General features: G+C 57.9%; 21 protein-coding genes and 1 riboswitch. Of the genes, 12 read left to right on the forward strand and 9 right to left on the reverse strand.

Annotated features, from left to right (window positions below; translation table 11 throughout):
* Positions 1 to 337 precede the first annotated feature (337 nt).
* The 3 genes from ACYSMN_RS24760 to ACYSMN_RS24770 all read left to right on the forward strand — a co-directional run bounded on the left by ACYSMN_RS24760 (position 338) and on the right by ACYSMN_RS24770 (position 2,545).
* Positions 338 to 1,213, forward strand: coding sequence for a helix-turn-helix transcriptional regulator (locus ACYSMN_RS24760; RefSeq protein ID WP_488926618.1), 876 nt, complete (start codon positions 338 to 340; stop codon positions 1,211 to 1,213).
* A gap of 72 nt (positions 1,214 to 1,285) precedes the next feature.
* Positions 1,286 to 1,702 carry a YybH family protein gene (locus ACYSMN_RS24765; RefSeq protein ID WP_488926619.1) on the forward strand — a complete coding sequence of 139 codons (417 nt, stop codon included), beginning with the start codon at positions 1,286 to 1,288 and terminating at the stop codon, positions 1,700 to 1,702.
* A gap of 342 nt (positions 1,703 to 2,044) precedes the next feature.
* Complete coding sequence (locus ACYSMN_RS24770; RefSeq protein ID WP_488926620.1) at positions 2,045 to 2,545, forward strand: peptidase associated/transthyretin-like domain-containing protein; 501 nt, start codon at positions 2,045 to 2,047, stop codon at positions 2,543 to 2,545.
* A gap of 68 nt (positions 2,546 to 2,613) precedes the next feature.
* On the opposite strand, the gene ACYSMN_RS24775 is transcribed toward ACYSMN_RS24770, so the two are convergent.
* Positions 2,614 to 3,375 (reverse strand): alpha/beta fold hydrolase, encoded by a 762-nt coding sequence (locus ACYSMN_RS24775; protein ID WP_488926621.1) that lies wholly within the window; start codon positions 3,373 to 3,375, stop codon positions 2,614 to 2,616.
* A gap of 97 nt (positions 3,376 to 3,472) precedes the next feature.
* Between ACYSMN_RS24775 and ACYSMN_RS24780 the strand changes: the two genes are divergently transcribed.
* Complete coding sequence (locus tag ACYSMN_RS24780) at positions 3,473 to 4,453, forward strand: SRPBCC family protein (RefSeq protein ID WP_488926622.1); 981 nt, start codon at positions 3,473 to 3,475, stop codon at positions 4,451 to 4,453.
* 216 nt (positions 4,454 to 4,669) lie between these two features.
* Here the strand turns inward: ACYSMN_RS24780 and ACYSMN_RS24785 are convergent, their stop codons facing one another.
* The 3 genes from ACYSMN_RS24785 to ACYSMN_RS24795 all read right to left on the reverse strand — a co-directional run bounded on the left by ACYSMN_RS24785 (position 4,670) and on the right by ACYSMN_RS24795 (position 6,231).
* Positions 4,670 to 5,203: a YceI family protein gene (locus ACYSMN_RS24785; protein ID WP_488926623.1), complete on the reverse strand. Its 534-nt coding sequence runs from the start codon at positions 5,201 to 5,203 to the stop codon at positions 4,670 to 4,672.
* Positions 5,204 to 5,579: 376 nt separating this feature from the next.
* A complete protein-coding gene (locus ACYSMN_RS24790) occupies positions 5,580 to 5,879 on the reverse strand; it encodes a hypothetical protein (protein ID WP_488926624.1) in 300 nt (99 codons plus the stop codon).
* A 55-nt stretch (positions 5,880 to 5,934) separates the two neighbouring features.
* Positions 5,935 to 6,231 carry a winged helix-turn-helix transcriptional regulator gene (locus ACYSMN_RS24795; protein ID WP_488926625.1) on the reverse strand — a complete coding sequence of 99 codons (297 nt, stop codon included), beginning with the start codon at positions 6,229 to 6,231 and terminating at the stop codon, positions 5,935 to 5,937.
* A 187-nt stretch (positions 6,232 to 6,418) separates the two neighbouring features.
* On the opposite strand from ACYSMN_RS24795, the gene ACYSMN_RS24800 reads away from it, so the two are divergent.
* Positions 6,419 to 7,327, forward strand: coding sequence for an SDR family oxidoreductase (locus ACYSMN_RS24800; protein WP_488926626.1), 909 nt, complete (start codon positions 6,419 to 6,421; stop codon positions 7,325 to 7,327).
* A 28-nt stretch (positions 7,328 to 7,355) separates the two neighbouring features.
* Complete coding sequence (locus ACYSMN_RS24805) at positions 7,356 to 7,778, forward strand: DoxX family protein (RefSeq protein WP_488926627.1); 423 nt, start codon at positions 7,356 to 7,358, stop codon at positions 7,776 to 7,778.
* A 71-nt stretch (positions 7,779 to 7,849) separates the two neighbouring features.
* Here the strand turns inward: ACYSMN_RS24805 and dxs are convergent, their stop codons facing one another.
* Complete coding sequence (gene dxs, locus ACYSMN_RS24810) at positions 7,850 to 9,793, reverse strand: 1-deoxy-D-xylulose-5-phosphate synthase (RefSeq protein ID WP_488926628.1); 1,944 nt, start codon at positions 9,791 to 9,793, stop codon at positions 7,850 to 7,852.
* Positions 9,794 to 10,103: 310 nt separating this feature from the next.
* Here dxs and ACYSMN_RS24815 point away from each other — a divergent pair, with 310 nt between their 5' ends.
* Positions 10,104 to 11,201 carry a lysylphosphatidylglycerol synthase transmembrane domain-containing protein gene (locus tag ACYSMN_RS24815; protein ID WP_488926629.1) on the forward strand — a complete coding sequence of 366 codons (1,098 nt, stop codon included), beginning with the start codon at positions 10,104 to 10,106 and terminating at the stop codon, positions 11,199 to 11,201.
* A gap of 137 nt (positions 11,202 to 11,338) precedes the next feature.
* Here the strand turns inward: ACYSMN_RS24815 and ACYSMN_RS24820 are convergent, their stop codons facing one another.
* A complete protein-coding gene (locus ACYSMN_RS24820) occupies positions 11,339 to 11,758 on the reverse strand; it encodes a lipocalin family protein (RefSeq protein WP_488926630.1) in 420 nt (139 codons plus the stop codon).
* Between the two features lie 236 nt (positions 11,759 to 11,994).
* On the opposite strand from ACYSMN_RS24820, the gene ACYSMN_RS24825 reads away from it, so the two are divergent.
* From ACYSMN_RS24825 to ACYSMN_RS24840, 4 genes are all read left to right on the forward strand, one after another.
* Positions 11,995 to 12,282 carry a LysM peptidoglycan-binding domain-containing protein gene (locus ACYSMN_RS24825; protein WP_488926631.1) on the forward strand — a complete coding sequence of 96 codons (288 nt, stop codon included), beginning with the start codon at positions 11,995 to 11,997 and terminating at the stop codon, positions 12,280 to 12,282.
* Positions 12,283 to 12,707: 425 nt separating this feature from the next.
* A riboswitch (SAM riboswitch) is annotated at positions 12,708 to 12,820 on the forward strand.
* A gap of 388 nt (positions 12,821 to 13,208) precedes the next feature.
* Positions 13,209 to 14,597: an O-acetylhomoserine aminocarboxypropyltransferase/cysteine synthase family protein gene (locus ACYSMN_RS24830; protein WP_488926632.1), complete on the forward strand. Its 1,389-nt coding sequence runs from the start codon at positions 13,209 to 13,211 to the stop codon at positions 14,595 to 14,597.
* 335 nt (positions 14,598 to 14,932) lie between these two features.
* The gene (gene metX / locus ACYSMN_RS24835) at positions 14,933 to 15,967 is read left to right on the forward strand and encodes a homoserine O-acetyltransferase MetX (RefSeq protein ID WP_488926633.1); all 1,035 of its coding nucleotides are present in this window, start codon (positions 14,933 to 14,935) and stop codon (positions 15,965 to 15,967) included.
* Positions 15,957 to 17,222 (forward strand): homoserine dehydrogenase, encoded by a 1,266-nt coding sequence (locus ACYSMN_RS24840; RefSeq protein WP_488926634.1) that lies wholly within the window; start codon positions 15,957 to 15,959, stop codon positions 17,220 to 17,222. The genes metX and ACYSMN_RS24840 overlap by 11 nt, the downstream gene beginning before the upstream one ends.
* Before the next feature lie 144 nt (positions 17,223 to 17,366).
* Here the strand turns inward: ACYSMN_RS24840 and ACYSMN_RS24845 are convergent, their stop codons facing one another.
* On the reverse strand, positions 17,367 to 18,599 hold the full coding sequence (locus tag ACYSMN_RS24845) for an alpha/beta hydrolase (RefSeq protein WP_488926635.1): 1,233 nt from the start codon (positions 18,597 to 18,599) through the stop codon (positions 17,367 to 17,369).
* A 527-nt stretch (positions 18,600 to 19,126) separates the two neighbouring features.
* Between ACYSMN_RS24845 and ACYSMN_RS24850 the strand changes: the two genes are divergently transcribed.
* On the forward strand, positions 19,127 to 20,032 hold the full coding sequence (locus tag ACYSMN_RS24850; RefSeq protein ID WP_488926636.1) for a S66 peptidase family protein: 906 nt from the start codon (positions 19,127 to 19,129) through the stop codon (positions 20,030 to 20,032).
* Between the two features lie 20 nt (positions 20,033 to 20,052).
* Here ACYSMN_RS24850 and ACYSMN_RS24855 read toward each other — a convergent pair whose 3' ends face one another.
* On the reverse strand, positions 20,053 to 21,081 hold the full coding sequence (locus tag ACYSMN_RS24855) for a M28 family peptidase (protein ID WP_488926637.1): 1,029 nt from the start codon (positions 21,079 to 21,081) through the stop codon (positions 20,053 to 20,055).
* A 230-nt stretch (positions 21,082 to 21,311) separates the two neighbouring features.
* Positions 21,312 to 22,817 carry a cysteine--tRNA ligase gene (gene cysS, locus ACYSMN_RS24860; protein ID WP_488926638.1) on the reverse strand — a complete coding sequence of 502 codons (1,506 nt, stop codon included), beginning with the start codon at positions 22,815 to 22,817 and terminating at the stop codon, positions 21,312 to 21,314.
* Positions 22,818 to 23,288 lie beyond the last annotated feature (471 nt).

Here is a 23,288-nt window from a genome sequence, read left to right on the forward strand (position 1 = left end):
CACCTTTCGTTTTTTCTCCCGCAACATCCTCTAACCGAACTCACACCAAGCGTTTGAGTGCGGCGCAGCCAAGCGAAGACTGCCCGCCACGGAGCCAGACCAGTCTTCAGACTGGCGAAAGCAGGCAAGGTGATACCCATACACAGCGTGCTACGTCCCCGTCAGTCTGCCTGACTTGCGCTACTGGCTACCCTAGCACTTGCCCCGTTCGTCAGTCTGAAGACTGATCTGGCTTCGTGGCGGGCAGTCGCGCCAACTTTGTTGGCTAAGACTGCCGCCAGAGGCGCTTTGCGCCACTCGTTGGTTGCCACGCGTTGCGTAGTACCTTGCTTGCCAAATGTTGCTCCGAGTTCCGAACTTATTTCAAGCAGCACCGGCCATTCCCACCCTGACCGTGGGGGGCGCTACGCTGGTGGAGTACCGCACGCTGCTCACCACTCAGCGCCAGCCCGTGCTCTACGCCGAGGCGGCCGTATCTTTCATCCTGGCCGGCGAAAAGCACCTCTGGCACCAGGGCCAGGCGCACGTGGTGCCCACCGGGCACGGGCTGTTGGTGGAGCGGGGCGTTTACATGACTTCGGAAGTGCTACCCAGCGCCGAGCCCTACCAAACGCTTATTTTCCTCTTTCCGCCGCAATTGGTGCGGCGGTTCCGGGCCCAGCATCCAGAGGCACTCGTTGCTCCTGCCCAGGCGGCCGCAGCGGCGCCCATCGTCACGTTCGCCACCACGCCACACTTATTGCGGTTCTGGGAATCGGTGCTGCCGCACCTGCACCGCCCGGGCGGCTTCGCTCACGAGGTGTTGCAGCTCAAGTTCCAGGAGCTGCTCTGGCTGCTGCTCGCCGCAGATACCGGCGGGCAGCTTCGCGCCGCGCTAGCCCGCATCGGCCACGACGAGCCCTTGGACATACCATGGGTGGTAGAGCAGCACGCCCACCAGCCCCTCACCGTGGCCGAGCTAGCCCACCTGGCCGGGCGTAGCGTGTCGGCATTTCAGCGTGAATTTCGCCGGCAATACGGAACGAGTCCGCACCGCTGGCTGGCGGCGCGGCGGCTGGAGCACGCCCGCAGCCTGCTCGATACCACGCGCCTGAATACGGCCGAAGTTAGCCTGACTGTCGGCTTCGAAAGCGTGTCGCACTTCATTAAGGCCTACAAAGCACATTTCGGGCACACGCCGGGCCAGCACCGGGCCAAAACCGCGATTATTTGACTGAAATACGTTACCCGAATGGGGCCGTTTCCGCCGTGGTTTGCAGAGTATTCACCCACTCTTCCAACCACCATGACAGCCTACCATGCCGCCGACATCAGCGCCGCCTTCGCTGCGGCCTACAACTCCGGCCAGCTCGACAACCTGCTGGCTCTTTATGAAGCCGACGTGCGACTGGTGAAAGCCAGCCAGCTCGCCGCCCACCCGCAGGCCGCCCTCACGCCCGAGCACCTGGCGGCCGACCCCGCCGCCGTGCGCACCGAACTCGCGGGGTTGCTGAAACTCGGCGGACGCATCGACTGCCGGTGTCAATACGCCGTGGAGATTGGCGACTTAGCTCTGGTGCGCGCTAATTGGGTTATCGACACCACCGACCCGCAGACGGGCACGCCGCTGCGCATTCCCGGCCACAGCACCGAAATTGTGCGCCGCCAAGCCGACGGCAGCTGGCGCTACCTTGTCGACCATCCCTTCGGGGCCAATTCCTGAGTAGTACGGGTGGTGCAGTGCCGCCGCGCCCAAAATTCGGATCTGGTAATAAGATGCTTCACACGCCTCATCACCTTCTGGCATCTTCTGGCGGGCACCTTAGCATTTGCCCCCTTCGTTAGTCTGAAGACTGACTTGGCTTCGTGGCTGGCAGTCACACCAACTTAGCTGGCTAAGACTACCATTAGATTATAAAATGATGTATACCCTATCTACATCTATCCTGCGCTATAAATAATTGGCAGAGTAGTTGCTTGCAGCCCGAAAGCTTTTGCTTTTCTTTGTAAGATGCCTCTCATATGGAGAGGTATAAAAACTTCTTTTTCCCTCTTATTTAGTTTCATGAAACACATTTTACCGCTCACCCTTGCAGCCACTTTATTTATGAGCAGCTGTGCCTCTATCGTCAGCAAAAGCCGCTACCCAGTGGCCATTAGCAGTGTGCCTCCCGGCGCCAAGGTGGTAATCACGAACCGGCTAGGCAATGAAGTATTCAACGGCGTAGCGCCCACGGCCGTCACGCTCAAATCCGGCTCCGGTTACTTCAGCCGCGAGAGGTACAAGATTACCTTCAGTAAAGAAGGCTTCGAAAGCAAAGTTCTTAACCTTGAATCGGACATTAATGGCTGGTATTTCGGCAATTTGCTTTTCGGTGGTTTTATCGGCCTGCTCATTGTAGACCCTATCACGGGAGCCATGTACCGCATTCATGAGAAAGAAATGCAAGGCGTATTGCTTCCCGCCAGCCAAGGCTTCAATTCAGACGACAGCCACGAATTGCGCATTATGTCGCTGAACGAAGTGCCAGCTAGCTTGCGCGATAAGATGATTCCGGTGCAGTAAGCCCGCTTTACATACAAAAGAAAGGCCTCGTAGCAACAGCTGCGGGGCCTTTCTTTTGTATACACTATCTACTCCTCAAACACAGTTTGCGCAAAGTGAATGACAGTACTGCGGGTCAGATCGGGCTGCTCGAAGTAACCGAGGTGGCCGACGTCGCTCAGCAGCAGAACGTGGCTTTGGGCCGGCATGGCTAGTTGGGGTAGCAAACTTTCTACCGTCATGGCCACATCTTCCTTGCCGATGATGAACAGCACCGGGAACCGGGCGTTGCGCAGCACGTGCGTACGGTCGGGGCGGTTTTTCATGGCTTCAAGCGCGCCGAGAATAGTAGCTTCGGGCGTGGCGCGGCCAATGTCTTCGAGAAACTCCCGGCGCTCCAGCAGCCGCTCTCTATTCACGGGGGCAAACAGCGGCCGGATAAACGATTCCATGAACTTCTCGGAGCCGTGGCGGCGCACAAAATCCATGTTCTTGTCGCGGTTAGCCTTCTTTTCTTCAGAATCTGGCAGGGCTGTGGAGTGGAACAGGACCAGGCCAGCCACCATTTCGGGGTAGCGCTCGGCGAAGGCCAGGGCCACGTAGCCGCCCATGCTATGACACACGAGCAGCGCCTGCTCCACACCCTTCTGCCGCAGCTGCTCGGCCACGTAGCGGGCCTGGGCTTCCATGCTGTAGTCGCGGATGTCGTGCACGTTGGTGCCGTGGCCGGGCAGGTTCAGCGTCAGGAGCCGGTACGAATCGGGAAACTCGCGCATGAAATCAGTCCAGACCTCGCGCGATTCGCCGAAGCCGTGAAGGAAAAGGACGGTGCAGTGCTGGGTTAAGGGCATATAGCTGTTGCTGGGGTTGCGGCGGTAGTAGGCGCGCTGATGGAACCGTCACAATTACGCACTTTTGCCTGGCTTGTCCGCCCTTCAACTTATCCTGATGCCTCTACTTGGCCGTGAGTACCTGCCCTATGGTATCGCATTAGCCGCCGGTTTATCGGTTGCTATGGTAAGCCGCTTTGTGTTTGCCAGCAACTGGCTGCGCGACGCCGACGGTTTGCTCATGCTATGCTTTCTTGTCCTTACCCCGATGGCGCTGGGTGGCGTAACGGCGCACTTTACGCCAGCTTCGGCCTCCAAAGTCCTGCGCATCTTCCTGGCGCCGGCCGTTGCGGTGTTGCTCTTCCTAATAACGGCAATGCTGTTTCAACTGGAAGGGCTGATTTGCATACTGATGATATCACCGCTCTTCATCCTTGCGGGCTGGATTGGTGCGGCGCTGTACGTTGTATTCACCAGAAATCAGTCCGATAAGGGCAAGACCTATGCCTTTGCTGCGTTTGCGCTGCTGCCGTTCCTGATGGCCCCAATTGAAAGCCTGTTTACCACACCTACCGAGCTGCGGCGCGTGGAGAATGTAGTGGTGATTGAGGCGCCGGCGGCCGTGGTGTGGCAGCAGATTATTCGGGTCCGGCCCATTGAGGCGCAGGATTTGGGTCCTAGCCTAGTGGACAGGATTGGTTTCCCGCGCCCCGTGGAAGCCACCCTCACCCATGAGGGGGTGGGCGGGGTACGTCACGCCACTTTCGAGCGAGGAGTAGAGTTCATCGAAACCGTAGACTTGTGGGAGCCCCAACGGCGCCTCTCGTTCAGCATCGTACCCAACACGGCCACCATTCCGCCCACTACTTTCGACGAGCATATCACGGTGGGTGGACGCTTTTTTGATGTGCTGCGCGGTACATACGAGCTGGAATCCGCCGGCCCCGGCCGCACGCGCCTCATACTCTACAGTCAACAGCGCCTCAGCACTCGCGTCAATCCTTATGCTAGCCTCTGGACCGACTTTATCATGAGCGAAATCCAGCGCCGCATCCTCGAAGTAATTTGCCGCCGCTGCGAAGCTGAGGCCCGCAGCTAAGCAGTAGTTCAATCCAAGGCCTGATGATGTTGGTCTGTGGTAGAGACGCATTCTTGCGGCAGCTACAACTTTGGTGTCCTTGAAACAGCTTCAGAAATACAGGCGCTGGCGTCAATCATGTTCAGAGGCACCAAGAGTGTAGCCGACTTCAAATAAAAAGAGCAGGCCACTCACGTGAGTGGCCTGCTCTTTTTACTATAATTTGCTGGCCGATACTTACGCCTGCTTGGCAAATTGCACGCTGGCCGAGAGCTTCACTTCGTCGCTCACTACAATGGAGCCCGCTTCGGTGACGCCGCTCCACACCAGGCCGAAGTCCTTGCGGTTGATTTTGCCGCTTACCTCGAAGCCCGCTTTCTGGTTGCCGTAGAAGTCAACTGCGGTGCCGCCGTACTCCACATCCAGCGTAACGGGCCGCGAGACGCCGTGCAGGGTCAGGTTGCCAGTGAGTTTGTACTCGCCTTCGCTCTCTTTCACGAACGAGGTTGATACAAAGGTCAGCTCCGGGTAAATGGATGCCTCAAAGAAGTCGGCGCCCTTGAGGTGTTCGTCGCGCTGTGGCTGGTTGGTGTCGATGCTGTCGATTTTGGCGACGAAGCGCACGTGCGCGCTTTCAAAAGAGTCGCCCTCGGTGGTGGCTTCGCCCTCAAACTGCTTGAACGAGCCGGTTACCGTCGAGATAACCAAGTGCTTCACTTTAAACTGTACTTCGGAGTGCATCGGGTCGAGGACCCATTTGGAGGAGGCCATGTGGCAACGTTTGTGAAAAAGTGAAAGAATGCTGTGTGATGGGTTCAGGCACCAGCCGGCAGAAAGCTTACGCCCAAATCCGCAACCAATGTACATACATTGATTTGAATTGGTGCGCGTCCTATCCTAAAAATCTGCGCCGAAAGCCGTCTGTTACCGTGAAATACGGCTTCATACGCTTCAAAAGCACTTTTCATATACTTCAAAACCCGCATTTATTTTTTAGGGTACCGTTGCGGCGCGACCTGCATGCGGCACGGCATAGCCTCGACTAGCCTTCTGGCTTGCTCTTTTTAGCAAGGAGTACAGTTCAATCCCACACTCTTCAACTAGAGGTTGAGAAATGGCACAACAGCCCTAAGTATTGAGCATTGAGTTAGTGAGGAGCTGTCAATCCGCGGATTTTTGTCCAATATTCATCTCTCACATCCTCATCGATGCTCACAGGGATTTTGCTGGCCCAATGGCAATCATCACCCTTCTTCTTGCAGCCAGAAATCCAGTATTCGTCATCTGAATCCACATCGGTAAAATTGCCCCTTACCCCGCCACCCTTGGCTCGTTGTAGCATTTTGTCGCGGTAATACACTGTCTGCAATGTTCTCGAAAAGGATGCCCTTCCTATTCTTGCTTCGCCAGTTTCTTTGTTTTCGATATACATGATGCGTGTTTTCATAATAGGCTAGATAAAAAGACCTTAATAAAGAAAGCTTCTAATAACCTGCTAGCTCTCAGCTCTGCGCGCCGTGTTGCTCGCCCCAGCTGTAGACTTGGTCCATGAGGGTGCGCAGGGAGCGGCCTTTGTCGGTGAGGGAGTATTCTACGCGGGGCGGCACTTCGGCGTACACGGTGCGATGCACGATGCCGTCGTGCTCTAGCTCACGCAGTTGCTGCGTGAGCGTGTGTTGCGTTACGTGGCCGCCGAGCAGCCGCAGCAACTCCCCAAAGCGGCGCGGACTGCCCGTAGATAAGTGGTAGAGTAAGACGGGTTTCCACTTGCCGCGCACCAGATCGAGGGTCTGCGCCATGATGGGGCAGATTATGGCCGATTTTTTTTCGGCGGCAAGTGCTTCAGCGCCTGCAATAGTCTCTTTTCTCATACTATCTATCTGGCAAAAGCCTACTTGCGCGGGCTGAAAAGGCGGGGGAGATTGGTGAAGTAAACTGGCCGAAGAGCCAGTTTTTTCACAACAGCTAATCCCCCAAATCTTCCTGATGGAGACTTCTAAGTTAAAGGTTCTCGTGTACGGCGCCACCGGCTCGCAGTCGAGCCCGGTGGTGCGCCACTTGCTGGCGCGCGGCCACCAGCCCTACGTGTTCACCCGCCACCCCGAAAAAGCCGCCGAACTGCAAGCCGCCGGCGCCACCATAGTAGTGGGCGATATGGCCGATGCCGCTAGCGTACACGCCGCCAGCCAGGGCATGGATGCCGTGGCGCTGCTCATTCCGTTCAGCGCCCCCGACCCAGTGGCTAGTGCCCGCAACGCCGTGGAAGCGGCTCAGGCGGCAGGCGTAAAACTGCTGGTCTGGAACGTGAGCGGCTACATTCCGGCCGCTCCCACCGGCAACCCCGCCTACGATGTACGCCTCAACCTGCGGCAGTTCCTGCGCACTAGCGGCCTACCTCACATCACGCTCATTCCCACGGTGTACGCTGAAAATTTGTTCGGCCCCTGGACGGCTCCCGGCCTGGCCACCCATAATGAGCTAGCTTACCCTGTGCCCGCCACGCAGCGCATCAACTGGCTGGCTTCCGACGACCTGGGCGCCCTCACGGTAGCCGCGTTAGAACGGCCGGAGTTGGCTGGGCGCACCTTTACGATAGGCGGCCCGGAGGCTCTTACTGGCCCGGAGTTAGCCGCCGCGGTAGCAGCAGGCTTAGGGCGGGACGTCACGTATCGGCCCATGCCGCCCGCTGAGTTCAACGGCATTTTAAGCAATTTGGTGGGTCCCGAAATAGCAGGTGCCGTCACGCGCAGCTATGAGCTGCTATGGGCTGGCGAAGCCCATTTCTCCCAATTTCAAGCTGATATGACTCCGGTGCTGGAAGCCTTGCCCGTGCAACTCACCACCATCCGGGAATGGGCGGCGCAACACGCCGCGGCCTTTGCTCCGGCTCCCTAGTCTTTCCCTTTTCACTAAACCATCCGACATGGAAACCTTGTCCTCCCCCACTGTTCCGGTGGCACCCAGCCGCGCACTACGCATCACGTATTGGATTGTCACCGTACTGCTTTGCCTCAACTTATTTGCGGGCGTGCTAGACATTATGAAAGCCGATGCCATTCGGCAAAGCACGCAGAGCATTGGTTTTCCACTCACTATACTGCCCTTCCTGGGCACGCTCAAAATTCTAGGCGGGCTAGTACTGCTGTTCGTGCGCCATCCGGTGCTGAAAATTGCCACCTACGCGGGCGTCGTTTTCTACTTCCTCGGCGCCGTGGCAACTCACCTCACCGCCGGGCAACCCGTAAGCGCGGCCATTCCGGCCTTCGTGATGCTGGTGCTGGCGGGTGTGTCATTCGGCCTGTGGTACAAGCTCAATCAGATTCGCTTCGCAACGGCTCAAGATTAGCTGACGAGGCTGTTCACAAAAAAGCCCTGCTGGATGAATCCAGCAGAGCTTTTTTCTATTAGAATGCAGAATTACAGCAGCACGGTTTCTGCTGGCGCCTTTGCCACCACTTTTCCGCTCATCTCCCGCAGGGCAGCGGCAATGCCTTCGGCGTCGAAGCCGCATTCTTTGTAAAGTTCATCCTGGGTGCCGTGCTCTACTATGCGGTCCGGAATGCCGAGGCGACGTACGGGCAGCGCGTAGCCGTGGTCGGCCATGAACTCCAGCACTGCCGCGCCGAAGCCGCCTTGTAAGCAGCCGTCTTCTACGGTCACGAGGGCCTTGTACTGGCGGCAGATGTTGTGCAGCATTTCCTCGTCGAGAGGCTTGCAGAAGCGCATGTCGTAGTGGCCGGGGTTGAGGCCTTCGGCGAGTAACTTATCGGTGGCTTTCACAGCGTAGTTACCGATGTGGCCGATACTGAGCACCGCCACGCCTTCGCCCTCGCGCACCACGCGGCCCGTGCCGATGGTGAGCTTCTTCAGCGGCTTGCACCACTCCGGCATCACGCCCTCGCCGCGCGGATAGCGGATGCTGAACGGCCCCGCGTTTTCGGGCAGCGTGGCCGTGTACATGAGGTTGCGCAGCTCTTCTTCGTTCATGGGCGCCGATACCACCATATTGGGGATGCAGCGCATGTAGGCCAGGTCGTAGCTGCCGTGGTGAGTGGGGCCATCAGCTCCGGCGAAACCGGCCCGGTCGAGGCAGAACACCACGTGCAGGTTTTGCATCGCCACGTCGTGCACCACTTGGTCGTAGGCCCGCTGCATGAACGAGGAGTAGATGTTGCAGAAGGGCACCATACCTTGTGTGGCGAGGCCCGCGGAGAAGGTTACGGCATGCTGCTCGGCAATGCCCACGTCGAAGGCACGGTCGGGCATGGCCTTCATCATGATGTTGAGCGAGCAGCCTGATGGCATGGCCGGCGTCACACCCATGATTTTATCGTTCTGTTCGGCCAGCTCTACAATGGTGTACCCAAACACGTCCTGGTACTTGGGCGGCTGGGGCTTGTCGGGGACTTTCTTATAAATCTCGCCGGTGATTTTGTCGAACAAACCGGGCGCGTGCCACAGGGTTTGATCTTTCTCAGCTAGCGCGTAGCCCTTGCCCTTCACCGTCACGCAGTGCAGTAGCTTGGGGCCAGGAATGCTCTTCAGGTCTTCGAGAATAGTGGCGAGGTGCTGCACATCGTGCCCATCCACAGGGCCGAAGTAGCGGAAATTGAGCGCCTCAAACAGGTTGCTTTGCTTAAGCAGGGTAGCCTTCATCGCCGACTCCACCTTGCGGGCAATCTGCTGCGGATTGGGGCCGAACTTGGAGAGCTTGCCTAGCACGTTCCATAGCTCGTCGCGCACCTTGTTGTAGGTGCGGGAAGTGGTGATGTCGGTCAGGTATTCTTTGAGCGCGCCCACGTTGGGGTCGATGCTCATGCAGTTATCGTTGAGAATGACCAGCAGGTTGGATTTCTCCACGCCCGCATGGTTGAGGGCCTCGAACGCCATGCCGGCCGTCATAGCTCCGTCGCCAATAACGGCAATGTGCTGCCGGTCTAGCTCGCCTTTATAGTCGGACGCTACGGCCATGCCTAGTGCCGCGCCAATGCTGGTGGAGCTATGGCCTACGCCGAAGGCATCGTACTCGCTCTCCTTGCGCTTGGGAAAGCCCGACAGACCACCGTAGCGGCGGTTAGTAGGGAATTTCTCGCGGCGGCCGGTCAAGATTTTGTGCCCGTAAGCCTGGTGGCCAACGTCCCACACCAATTGGTCGTAAGGCGTGTTGAAGACGTAGTGCAAAGCCACCGTTAGCTCTACCACGCCCAGCGAAGCCCCAAAGTGCCCTCCGTAAATCGAAACCGAATCAATAATGAACTGACGAAGCTCTTGGCTTAGTTGCACCAGTTGATCTGGGCGGAGCTTTTTCAGGTCGTCGGGCGAATTAATAGCCGCCAGTAATTCACCGGGTTCGACAATCATGAGAGGGGACGCAAGTGGGAAACAAGTAGCAGAGCAACAAGTAGCTCCTCAGAAAGGTTAGGACTATCCGAGGAGGTGTTGTGCTCAGAAGGCAAAGGTACGTTTTTTCCGGGCCGGCGGTTGGTGCCGTTTGGTTACGAGCAGAGAGTATTTCACTGGCCAGCACGTCTGCTTACTAGTCTATTGCCGGAACCCTTTTCACTCATTCGTATTCTCCTTTCGCTGACTGCTGCCGTTACCTTAATGCTGCTTTAACACCCTCCGCTACCAGAACCCGTACCTTTACCGCGCCCATTCCCGCGACCAGCTCATGCCCCACCCTGCTTCCGTCGACGAACAAGCCCAGGACCAGCAATTACTCGATAAGCTTCGGCCGTCGCGTATTATTCTGCCGGTACTGATTGGGCTGAGCGTGGTGGGCTTCATGTTCTGGCGCAGCTACAAACCCGGCGACTTAGCTCCCCTCGCCGACGCCAAACCGGCCTGGCTATTCCTGATGCTGGTGGTGCTGGTGGCCCGCGACTTCGGCTACGTCTACCGGATCCGGCACCTCACGGAGCGGGTACTTAGCTGGCGAGCCTCGCTGGACGTGATAATGCTGTGGGAATTTTCGTCGTGTGTGCTGCCCTCGGCGGTAGGCGGCACGGCGGTAGCGCCGGTGTTGCTGCACAAGGAAGGCATTCCGCTGGGCAAATCGGTGGCCTACATCATGGCAACGGCCATGCTTGACAACCTTTACTACGTGCTGGCCGTGCCGCTTGTGGTGCTCATCGGGGGCGATGCGCTGTACCCGCACGAGGCTTTACAAGGCACTCTAGTGGCTACGTTGCGCGTCGGGTTTATTGCGAGCTACGTGTTCGTAAGCGTCTATGCCTTTTTGATGCTGTACGCCATCTTCTTCAATCCGCAGTCGGTGAAGCGGCTGCTGGTGCGGCTCTTTTCGATGCGGGGGCTGCGGCGCTGGCGCAATAAGGCCTACAAAATGGGCAACGAAATGGTGCTCGCCTCGACCCAGCTGCGCGGCAATGGCTGGGTGTACTGGCTGCGCGCCTCTTTGAGTACCGCCTTCGTCTGGACGGCCCGCTACCTGGTCATCGGCTGCCTCATTGCCGCGTTTATAGACGTAACGTGGCCGGAGTTCTGGCTGATTTTCGGCCGCAACCTCACCTACAAAGTCATCTTGCTCATTGCCGTGACGCCTGGCGGCGCGGGTATTGCGGAAGGCGCGTTTCCCACCTTTTTTGGCAAGTTCATCGGTACGCCTACCATGACCAACTTTATGGTGCTGCTTTACCGCATCGTCACGTACTATCTCTATCTCGTGCTAGGCGCCATCTTCCTACCCCGCTGGATCAACCGAATTTTCGGCAAGCGCAACGCGAAGGGAGTTCGAATCTTACAGGACTAAGTCTTTTCCATAGAAGAGTGCCTGAGCTTGTGCCAATGCCGTTTTTTTCGGTGGCATGGGTCTCTGAACGACATAAAAAAGCCCTTCCACAGGCGTGAAAGGGCTTTTTTCTTCATAGGAGAGCTTCATTCAGCAGCTTACTCCTTTTCCAAGCGTAGCTCGGCGCCGGCGGGGCTCTTGAGGGTCAGCTTGTCGTCGGTCAGGGTTACCACGTCGAAGGTGTTGCTTTGCGCGGCGCCGTCGGGGGTCATCGTGATTTTTTTGCCGGCTTGGTCGAAGTCGTACTTGCCTTTCACATTGCCGGAAGCAGGCGAGGACATATCGTATTGGCCATTGGCGAAGAACGTGATACGCTCGTCTTCCTGCGCGTCGGTTTGCTTCACTTTGTCGCCAGCGGTGCTTAGCTCCTTATCGGTCTTCCAAACTTTGCTCTGGGCGCCGTAGAGCATGTTTACGCCTTCTACTTTGCCTTCTTTGCTGCCGCAGGCAGACGTGAACAGGGCTACCAGCATTAGGAGGCTAGCAAAGTACCGGAGAGGATTAGCGAGAGTGTTCATAGGGGTGTAGGGTTGGTTGGGAGGTTCTTATGAAGGGCCCCGATGAGCCCAACTGGCAAGATTAAGAGCCAGTGTTGCGCTTCTTACGGGAGCTTGCAGCAAGATGTTCAGCCAGCTTGGAGCTGCTCCGTACCGCTTCATAACCTACTGGTCAGGCTCGGCGTAAGAAGCCCTGACGACTTGCCAGCAGGCTGATAGTCGGCACTTTTCCCACTCATCTAAACCAACGCACGACTATGGGACTGTTTGATTTCATCTCGAACGAAGGCGAAAAAAAGCCGGTCGAGCCAGCTAAGCAACCCGCCACGGGCGGTGCTACCGACTTCTTCGGCAACGCCAACGGCGCCACTGAGCAAGGCGAAACCTACACCGTGGTTAGCGGCGACTCGCTTTCAAAAATTGCCAAAAACCACTACGGCGACGCTGCCAAGTGGCACCAGATTTACGACGCCAATAAAAGCACCATTGGCGCCAACCCCGACCATATTGAAGTAGGCCAGGTGCTCACGCTACCCAAGCTGTAGCCTCCGCGCCTCCAGAAAATATCCTAAAAAGCCATTCCGTTTGGAGTGGCTTTTTTATGGTTTATGATCGGTTTCGCAGACTCCTTTTACTGATCCAAATTTGCCGCGAAGCAAGCCACAGCCACTAGACAGGTGGCAGACAAAGGCGGTGTCCGGGTTCGGGTAGTGTAGGCGGCCAGCTTATTTTGCTCGTTCATCTGGTTTGTGGCATGACAGCAAATCACTGTTTTTCAGAATTTTATTCATCAGTAGAACTACCCTAGCAAATTCCATTTCAATAACAGCAGGTGAAACGCTACCTGAGAAGCAGTGCCGATAAGCCTTCATAAAAAATATTGCGCAGCTATTGCGAATATCAAAACTATGCCTATACCTTTGCAATACCAACTCGGTACTCCCCCGCTCGCGGCGGGGTAGTTTCATAAGATTTATACAGAAGCGGCGAGAGAACAGGCTCTTTGACCCGCTGGCAACCTTCGACCGCGCGAAAGGTGCCAATTCCTGCCCGACCGGCTACCGCTGGCGGGGCATATAACTCAGAGTACCATGGAAAACTCCTTCGCTTTCGCCTTTCTGAACCCCGCCGCCCTAGTCGCTGCCTTGCGCAACTTCTGGCCGTTGGGTTTTCGCGTTTCGCTGGTCGCCGTGGCGGCCAATGTGCCCCGCTACGAGCGAATGCGAATGTGCTGTTGCGGCGCGTGTTGTTGCTGTTGCTAGCCTAGTTCCGGCTACTCAGCCCTCCTCCCCTTCTTTGCCCCGGCCCTAATCGGCGGTGTCCCTTTGGTGGCGCCTCGTGGCCCTCTCGCATCCTGATTTGCTTGTCGCGCCTTCTTGCGGCTCCGTCCCGATGTGGCCTCGCTGCCTCTTGCAGCCCCATTCCTTGCACTTCACTGCCTTCTCCACAGTATACTCATCTCAGCCTCACCATGTCTACTTCAGCCCTGCACTTCGAGACGCTTCAACTCCACGCTGGCCAGCAGCCCGACCCCACCACCGGCTCCCGCGCCGTGCCTATTCACCAGACCACTTCTTACGTGTTCAAGAATGCGGAGCACGGCGCCAATCTGTTTGCACTAAAGGAGTTTGGCAACATTTATACTCGCCTAATGAACCCCACCACCGACGTATTCGAGCAGCGGATTGCGGCGCTGGAAGGCGGTGTAGCGGCGCTGGCCGTATCGTCGGGGCAGGCGGCACAGTTCATCGCGCTGAACAATATTTTGCAGGCCGGCGACAACTTCGTGAGCACGGCCCACCTCTACGGTGGCACCTACAACCAATTCAAAGTGGCTTTCAAGCGTCTCGGCATTGAAGTGCGCTTCGCCGATGGCGACCGGCCCGAAAGCTTCGAGGACCATATCGACGGCAATACCAAAGCCATCTACCTCGAAACCATCGGCAACCCAAGCTTCAGCATTCCCGATTTTGAGCGCATTGCCGCCATTGCCGAAAAGTACGACCTGCCGCTCATCGTGGACAATACCTTTGGCGCGGGCGGTTACCTGTTCCGGCCTTTGGAGCATGGCGCGCACATCGTAGTAGAATCGGCCACGAAATGGATTGGTGGCCACGGCACCAGCATCGGCGGCGTGATTGTGGACGGCGGCAAGTACGACTTCGGCAACGGCAAGTTCCCACAGTTCACGGAGCCCTCGGAAGGCTACCACGGGCTGGTGTTCAATGATGTGTTCGGCAAGAATGGGCCGTTTGGCAACATCGCCTTCATCATTCGGGCTCGAGTGGAAGGTCTGCGCGACTTTGGTCCTTCGCAGAGCCCATTCAACTCCTTCCTGCTGCTGCAAGGCCTCGAAACGCTGAGTCTGCGCGTGGAGCGTACCGTAGAAAACGCCCTGCGCGTGGCGACCTGGCTGGAGCAGCATCCGCAGGTGGAAGCCGTGAACTATCCCGGCCTGAAAAGCAGCCCCTACTACAGCCTGGCGCAGAAATACCTGACGCGCGGCGCGGGCGGGGTACTCACGTTTGCCATCAAGGGCAGCAAAGAAACGGCCACGCAATTCATCGACAACCTGAAGCTTGTTAGCCACCTCGCCAACGTCGGCGACGCCAAGACGCTCATTATTCAGCCCTCGGCCACCACGCACCAGCAGCTTTCCGAAGAGGAGCAGCGCGCGGCCGGCGTAACGCCCACGCTGCTGCGTCTGTCGGTAGGCATTGAGCATTTTAATGATATCCGCGCCGACTTGGCGCAGGCTTTTGACGCGGTGCGCGCCGCCGCGCCGCTACCTTCCGAAGAGAATGGCAGCACGCTGCTGCCCGAGCCGGAACTTGAACACGCCGCCCCGCTGGAAGTGTAATTGAGAGGGGTTGAGCTACGGTCGTTTTGAGAGGGCGACCAGCCACCACTTCCAGCCCGCGGTCCGCGGGCGGCCCGTCGCTTTTTTTGTGAGAGAGGGAATCGACGCTACCCGCCCGCCCATAGCCGGGGCGGAGCCAGTTCTGCTGGCTCTGCCCTCGGGCTATGGTAAGTATTGAGTATTGGGTACTGAGTAGTTAGTACTCAGTACTGAAACGTGAGTATCGAGTAGTTGGCGGTGGTTCAATTCTCCAGCATCCAGCGTTCCAGCTCTTTCACTCACTACTAACATCTCAGTACTAACTACCCAATACTAAATACTCACCTGACTTTTTTATGAGCGACGAACCACATATTTTCCGGCTGCCTCGTCCGTTGCGGCTGGAAAGTGGGGCCGTGCTGCCACGGGTGGAAGTTGCCTATCATACCTACGGCCGCCTCAATGCCTCCCGCGACAACGTGGTGTGGGTGTGCCACGCCCTCACGGCCAATTCTGACGTGTTGAGCTGGTGGCCTGGCCTGTTCGGGCCCGGCTGCTATTTCGACCCCGCCGATTGGTTTATCGTGTGTGCCAACGTACTGGGCTCCTGCTACGGCAGTACCGGCCCGCTCACGCCGCGCACCGACGATGAGCCGGCGTTTTACGAGCAGTTTCCGCTGGTGACGATTCGGGATATGGTGGCCGCCCACGAGGCGCTACGCGAACACCTGGCGCTGCTGCAAATTCATACGCTGCTGGGCGGCTCACTGGGTGGGCAGCAGGCCGTGGAATGGGCCGTGCAGCAGCCGACCTTGTTTGAGAATCTGGTGCTGTTGGCTACCAACGCCCGCCATTCGGCCTGGGGTATTGCCTTTAACGAGGCGCAGCGCCTGGCCATCTTCGCCGATCCTACTTACCACAGCGCCACGCCGGAAGGCGGCGCGGCCGGGCTACGGGCGGCGCGGGCCATAGCCCTGCTCAGCTACCGCAGCTACGACGCCTACGGACGCAGTCAAACGGAACCCGACGACGAAACGCTGGACGATTTCCGGGCCAGCTCCTACCAACGCTACCAGGGCGACAAGCTCGTGGCCCGCTTCAATGCCTATTCCTACGTGGCTCTGTCGCGGACTATGGATACGCATCACGTGGGCCGGGGGCGCGGGGGTTTGCGGAAGGCATTGGGCCGCATTCGGGCCCGCACGCTGGTGTTGAGCATCACCTCCGACGTGCTGTTTCCGCCCGCCGAGCAGCAATTGCTGGCGCGCTACATCCAGGGAGCCATGTACGCCGAAATGGATTCGGAATTCGGCCACGATGGATTCCTGATTGAAACCGCCCAAATCACCCATTTCCTCGAACGATTCCACGTCCAGACGTATGTCCATTAACTCCAGCCTAGTTCCGGCTACTTCTATTCGTATTGGCCTGATTGGATTCGGCTGCGTGGGACAGGGTCTGTACGACATCCTGCAACAGCAGCCCGACAGCGGCTTTGAAGTGGCGCGTATTGCCGTCAAGAATCCGGATAAAGCCCGCAGTCTACCGCTGGAGCGGTTCGATTTCCACGCCGACGACCTGCTGCACGATACCTCACTGGACGTATTGGTAGAGGTGATTGACGACGCGGCCGAAGCATTCCGGCTAGTGAGCCTAGCGCTACGCCAAGGCCGCCGCGTAGTGACGGCCAACAAGGCCATGCTGGCCCAGCATTTGCCGGAGCTAGTGCAGTTGCAGCGCGAAACCGACGGCACGCTGCTCTACGAAGCCGCCGTGTGCGGCAGCATTCCTATCATCCGTACCCTCGATGCCTACTTTGGGCAGGAGCCGCTGCGGAGCGTAACGGGCATTTTGAACGGCTCATCGAACTATGTGCTGACGCGCATGGGCGAGGAAGGCTCAGGGTACGAGCCCGCCTTGGCCGAAGCCCAGGCCCGCGGCTTCGCCGAAACCGACCCCACGCTCGACATGGGCGCTTTTGATCCGCGCTCTAAGGCAGTTATTCTGGCGGCTCACGCCTACGGCACCTTCCTGCGGCCGGAGGAGGTCTTGAACCTGGGCATCGAAACCATCAGCGCCACCGACATTGCCTTCGCCGCCACGCTCGGCCGCAAAATCAAGGTGGTAGCGGGCTTGCAGCGTCTGCCCGATGGGCGCGTCACGGCCCTCGTGACGCCGCTGCTGGTGGCGCCGGAGTCGCCGCTCTACACCGTGGACCACGAGTTCAATGGCGTATTGATTGAGGCCGACTTCGCCGGGGAGCAATTTCTGCGGGGGCGCGGCGCCGGCGGGCACCCCACCGGTTCCGCCGTACTGGCCGACCTCGCTGCCATTCGGCAGGGCTATTCTTACCAGTACCCCAAGCTCAGCACCTCGCCCCTCACCTACGCCACCGACCTGGAGCTGGAAATCTACCTCCGCACCGACGAGGACCGGCTGATTGACGCGCTGGACTTCACCGAGATTTCGGAAGAAGCCGACGAAGATGGCTACGTGGTGGGCTACGTAGCGCTATCGAACCTAATACGGCTCCGCGACAAGCTGGTACAGTACGGAGCCTTTGTGGTGCGCACGGGCCAGGTACGGCCGCTGTCCTCGGCCATCGTAGCCCAGCGCGAAGAAGAACTGGAGGACGCTGAATCCTGAACCCATCTGCTATGAAAACACGCGGCCCCGCCTGACATCATCAGGCGGGGCCGTTCGTTTCAATGAGTAGTGAGTATGGAGTAGTGAGTAGTGAGACAAAAAGCAATTCTAACTACTCCATACTCACTACTCCATACTCACTACTCACTCAAACAGCACCCTGATATTGGGCAGTTGCTCGCCGCGCAACAGGTAGGATCCGGCCTTCAAGCCTTCGCGCAACAATAGCTGGTTGGCTTGTTCCCAGCGAAACCGCCGCACTACTCTACCGGTGGCATCGAGCATTTCCACTTCCTGGGGTTTGAACACCATGCCACGCGGCACGCTCAGACGGATTTCGTTGCTGGCAGGCACCGGATATGCCTGTGCTTTGGCTTGCGCAATGCTACTATTAACACTGCTTAGCACCGTGCCCGGCTGGCGCAGCAACGGCCGCAAAAAATTGCGGATGGTGGTGAAGGTGGTATCGAAGTACGCTACCGCACTGGGGCTGCTGCCGTTGTAAGGCACATGGCCGGCTCCTGGCAAAGCCCGGAGCACGTTGGGAACCCCCACGGCATCAGCGCGGGGCTTGATGGCGCCGCTGCCGTACACGTATTGCGGGGGCAGGTTCAAGCCTACGGTTCCGGCCCGGAATGGCACGGCGGCATCGGCGGTGCCGTGTACGCTGCACAGCGGCACGCTGCCGGGTTCCAGCCACTCCAACCGCCCCAGCGCGCCACTCAGATTGATGACGCCACGCACTTGACTGCTGTAGCCGGGGTTGCCGCTGTTGCCTTCCAAACCGCCCAGCTGGCTGATATTGAGGTATTCGGGCACTTCGGACTGCTTGTCGAGATATCCAGTTTGGAGCGCTATGAAACCGCCAGCCGAGGAGCCGCCCGCAAAAATATAGTTGGGATGAATCCGGTAACGACGCTCCATTGTTGCATCTAGCCGGAAGAAGCGCACCGCGGCGCGCATGTCCTGCGTGGCCCGGATAGCTGCCTGGCCCAGGCCGACGGTATCGAGCGGGAAAAACAGCAGCCGGTAGTCGATGCTGGCGGCGACGTAGCCTAGGCGGGCCATTCGGGTGCAAATGGCCGTCATGAATTGATCGTCGCGGTTGCCGATCACAAAGCCTCCTTCGTGCGCAAATACAATCAGCGGCCGACGGCGTACTGTGTCACCAACAGGCTGGTAGATATCCATCCGCAAGATTTGGTTGGTACCTAGCACATTTTCGGCCTGCCCGTATACCACCCCACGCTGCACCTCCACATCAGTGAAAATAGGTTGGGAGTAGCGGCCACGGGTAGTATCAATCTGAGCGTTGGCCGATGGTTTGAACAGGCTCAGCAGTAGCGTTAGCAGCCCTAGAAAGCGTAGCGTTTTCATATGCATAGGAAGTGAAGCGTGTAATGATAGTGTTACGAAGCCGCTCCAACTACGGCCAGGGTTTTTTCATTTCTGTGTTATGGTGGCGGCCTTTCTACCTTGGTGCCAACTTATTTTGCTGCTTATGCGCCCGTTCTTAACCCTTATTTGGGCCGCTTTGCTGTTACCAACAGCGCCGGCCCACCGCAGCTGAAATAGACTGCTCGTCTGGACGAACGACTGCTGCAAAAGGCTGAGCCAATAGAACCTCAGTTTCTACCCACTAGCTTGCTACGGCTTCGTACTTGTGTGACATCTTTTCGTGTTACAAAAAATGTTGTAACGCGAAAAGATGTCACACATTTCTTTGGAGGCAAAGTCTCATCTGAAGCCCGCCATGAATCTGCTAGTTTTCATGGATATACTGCCCTCCTAACAAAGACGATGATACCAGTGGCTTAGCTCCAACAAGGGTCTGAAATCTGCCCGGTGTAGCCGCAGGCATTTTCTTCGTGCGTAGGTTTGCGCCCGTAGCTTATTCGCACTGTATGTCCGCTCTTGCCCCTCCGTTTCTTCAACCCAACGACCAAGTTGCCATCGTCTGTACTGCCCGCTCGGCCTCGCACCAAGAACTAGCCGCCGCCGTAGCCGTGCTCGAAAACTGGGGCTTGCGCGTAGTGCTAGGCGAAAGCACCAACGTCACTCACCACCAGTTTGGCGGCGATGATGAGTTGCGCCGGCGCGACTTCCAGCAGCAGCTCGACAACCCGCACATTCGCGCCATCCTGATTGCTCGGGGTGGCTACGGCACCACCCGCATCATCGACCAAATCGATTTTGCTGGCTTCTCCGAAAACCCCAAGTGGGTGGCTGGCTTCTCCGATATCACGGCGCTCAACTGCCACCTGTTACGGCGCGGCTACCAAAGCATTCATGGCGTAATGCCGCTGCTCTTCAACCAGCCCGGTGGAGAAGACTCCCTGGAAAGTTTACGACGAGCCTTATTTGGCGAGCCTGCGCACTACGAAGTGCCAGCGCACCCGCTCAACCGCCTGGGCACGGCTACTGGCGAGTTGGTAGGCGGCAACCTCAGTCTTCTTCAAACCCTCACTGGCACGCAATCCGACGTATCCACTGCCGGGCGCATCCTTTTCATCGAAGACATTGAGGAATACCTGTACTCTATCGACCGAATGATGGTACACCTGGATCGTACGGGTAAGCTTCAAAGCTTGGCCGGCCTTCTAGTAGGCCACATGACCAACCCGCAGGACAACACCGTTCCCTTCGGCCAGACGCCCAACGAAATCATCCAGCACTACGCCAATAAGTACGATTTTCCAGTTGCCCACGGCTTCCCATTGGGGCATGAGCCGCAGAACATGGCTTTGATTTGCGGCCGAAAAGCGAGTTTGGTAGTAGACTCTGACGGCACACGAGTGGAATACGTGTAGTGGCTTTTTTGGTACCAGGCTTATTCGCCGTAGATAGTCTGAAGCACGGTCTGGCCTACTGCTTTGAGCGTACGCCGGTCAATGGCGCTCATGTTGTCTTGGGTGGTGTGGTGGTAGGCCGGAAAGTACGCATCGCCGACGGGTAGATGGTCAATGATATCAACCGTGCGGATACCAGCTTGGTTGGTGAAGACGTGGTCGTCGGTGATGCCGCCGCTGTCTTGGAACAGGAAATAGTCGGAGTATCCGATCTGGGCGGCGATGTTCCAAATCTTGTCTACTACGTCGCGGGCCTGCTGGCGCGACAGTTCCTCGCGGCTGAACTTGGCGTTTTTGGCACCCACCATGTCCAGCAGAATCCCATATTCCGGCTTGTAGTTGGCGGGCAGCAGGTTTTTAGCCCAGTACTGCGAGCCTAGGCACCAACTAGAGCCACCTTGCGACTCTAGCGCAGCCAACTGATTTTTCAGATCCCCCTGCGTGCTCGAATCGTAGCCATAGTCCTCGGCATCAAACAGCACGAAATCCACGCCCACAGCTGGCGTGAGGCTGTCGGGCTGGGCGGCTAGCACGCGGGCCATTTCCAGTGCGATACCTACGCCGCTGGCACCATCGGAAGCGCCATCGAGCGGCGCATTTTTGTTTTTCTCGTCTTTGTCGGCGAAGGGGCGGGTATCCCAGTGCGTGAAGATGGTGACGCGGCGCGCAGCTTGGGGCTGAAACTGCGCAATAATATTGCGCGCCCGCAGCATCTTGCCATCGAAGGCCATAGCCTCGAAGGGTTGTTCCCGCACCGTCAGGCCGTACGCCTTGAACTTGCTCACCACCCAGTCTCCCGTCTTAACGTGGGCCGGTGTGTTGGGCACGCGCGGCCCAAAGGCCACCTGCTTAGCGGTGAAGGCATAAGCTGAGTCGGCGTTGAGGGCGGGAGCGGCCGGCAGCTTGGCCGGCGTATCGGTTTCGGTAGTGGTTTTCTTATTGGGGCAGCCAGTTAGTACCAGCAGCGCTAAAAGAGCAACCGGCGCAAGACGAGCAAAAATAAACTTCATAGAGCGTAAGCGTTGTGAGCGTGGAGCTAAGTAATGAGATATGAGAAGTAAGACTTGAGCAGCGAGACAGATGTGCGCTCCGCAGAATCTTACGAGCAAATTCGTGCGCCCTTACTTTTGGCCCACTACTTAGTGCCGGTTGGTAAAAGAAAAGAGAAGTAAATACGTCTGCCCTTATCGGGTGGCAAGCAGGCGGTTTAGGGCACAAGCTAAGGCTTATGCCGCACTTTTTACTCCTCGCTGTACGCCCATTCCACGCCGGCTTTGGTGTCTTTAATCACGATACCCTGTCCTTTAAGCGCCGCCCGGATTTCATCTACCTTATCGTACGCCTTCGTGGCTTTGGCTTCGGAATAGAAGCGCAGCGTGAGGTCGAGCAACTGTTCCGGGTTAGCGCGGGGCTCATCTACGAGTCCTAGCACATCCTGCACCAGCAGGCGGTAAGCCGCAATAGCCGCCCGCAGGGAGGCTTCGCTCACTTGCGCCAGCGTAGCCAGGTTGGCGCCAAAACCGTTGAATTTGCGCAGCAGGTTGAACAAGCTCGCAATGGCGCGGGCCGTGTTCAGATCATCGTTGAGGCCCACGAACGTATCGGCTACCAGCTTATCCAGCTCCGCATCGGCTTTCTCCGTATCGGCAGCGCGCTCAATGCCTTCGGGCAGCACCAGCTTATCGAGCAAGCGCAGGCCGTTCATGAGCTTGCGGTAGCCTTTGCGGGCCGCTTGCAAACCCTCGTCCGAAATATCAACCGTGCTACGGTAGTGCGCTTGCAGCAGGAAAAAGCGCACCGTCATGGGCGAGTAGGCCTGCGGTAGCGTGGCGTTGTGGCCCGCAAACAAGTCGGTGATGGTGATGAAGTTGCCGAGCGACTTGCTCATCTTCTGGCCGTTCACCGTAATCATGTTGTTGTGCATCCACACCTGCGCCTCGTTGGTGGGGTGGTTGCAGGCTTGGCTCTGGGCTATTTCGCACTCGTGGTGTGGAAACATGAGGTCCAGTCCGCCGCCATGAATGTCGAACTCGGCGCCCAGGTATTTGCGGCTCATGGCTGAGCACTCCAGGTGCCAGCCCGGGAAACCTTCGCTCCAGGGCGAAGGCCAGTGCATGAGGTGCCGCTCGTCGGCGCGTTTCCAGAGCGCAAAATCCAGCGGGCTACGCTTCTCATCTTGCCCGGCGAGGTTGTCGCGGGAACCAGCCAGCAGCTCTTCCACTACACGGTTAGAAAGCTTGCCGTAACCCCGGCCGGCGGCGTTGTACGCAGGCACATCGAAATACACCGACCCATTGACTTCGTAGCCAAAGCCATTGTCGATGATTTCCTGAATCATCTGAATCTGCTCGGTGATGTGGCCGCTGGCGCGCGGCTCGATATCGGGCGGCAAGCAGCCCAGCACCTCCATGTGGCGGTGGTAGAGATTGGCGTACTGCTCAGCCACCTGCATGGGCTCGATGCGCTGCGCCTTAGCTCGTTTCGTGATTTTGTCTTCGCCTTCGTCGGCGTCGCCTTCGAGGTGGCCTACGTCGGTGATGTTGCGCACGTAGCGCACGGTGTAGCCAAGGTGGCGCAAGTAGCGCGTCAGCACATCAAACACGACGGGGCCGCGGGCATTGCCCACGTGCGCCTCGCTGTACACGGTTGGGCCGCAGAGATACACGCCCACGAAGGGAGCATGCAGGGGTTCAAACGGGGCTTTGCGGCGAGTAAGCGTGTTATAAAGCGAAAGGGTGTGCTGCATGGCCGCAAAGGTACCAACGCGGGGTTAGGAATGAAGAATTGAGAATGAGGAATTGCCATACTCCGGTCTGCCCGCTTTTTGGCGGGCTGACTGGTCGAAGGACGCGCGGTTTAGTCAATGAGTAATGAATAAGGAGCAAGGAGCAATTGTGGCGACCGATCAGACGAAACACCGTCAGCTCACGGCGACCGTTCAGCCCGCCAAAAAGCGGGCAGAACGGAGTACGGCGATGAAGAGTCGAGATAGTAAGACTCGCAGCGTGAGCCGCAGCGCGGCGGCATGTTGGTAGCTACCAGTAAGCCTTCAACAAAAGAGCCCCATCGGGGCCACACCCATTCCGTTGCACCGAAGGGTGCCGCCCCGATAGGGCTTCACGTCTCTATATCCGGCCAATTTTACCAATATGTCGCCGCGCCGGTAGGGCTCCCGCACCAAAATCAGGCAAGGCGGAGTGCTTGCAACAGAAAGCCA

The sequence above is a fragment of the Hymenobacter sp. M1-2 genome (assembly GCF_057808495.1).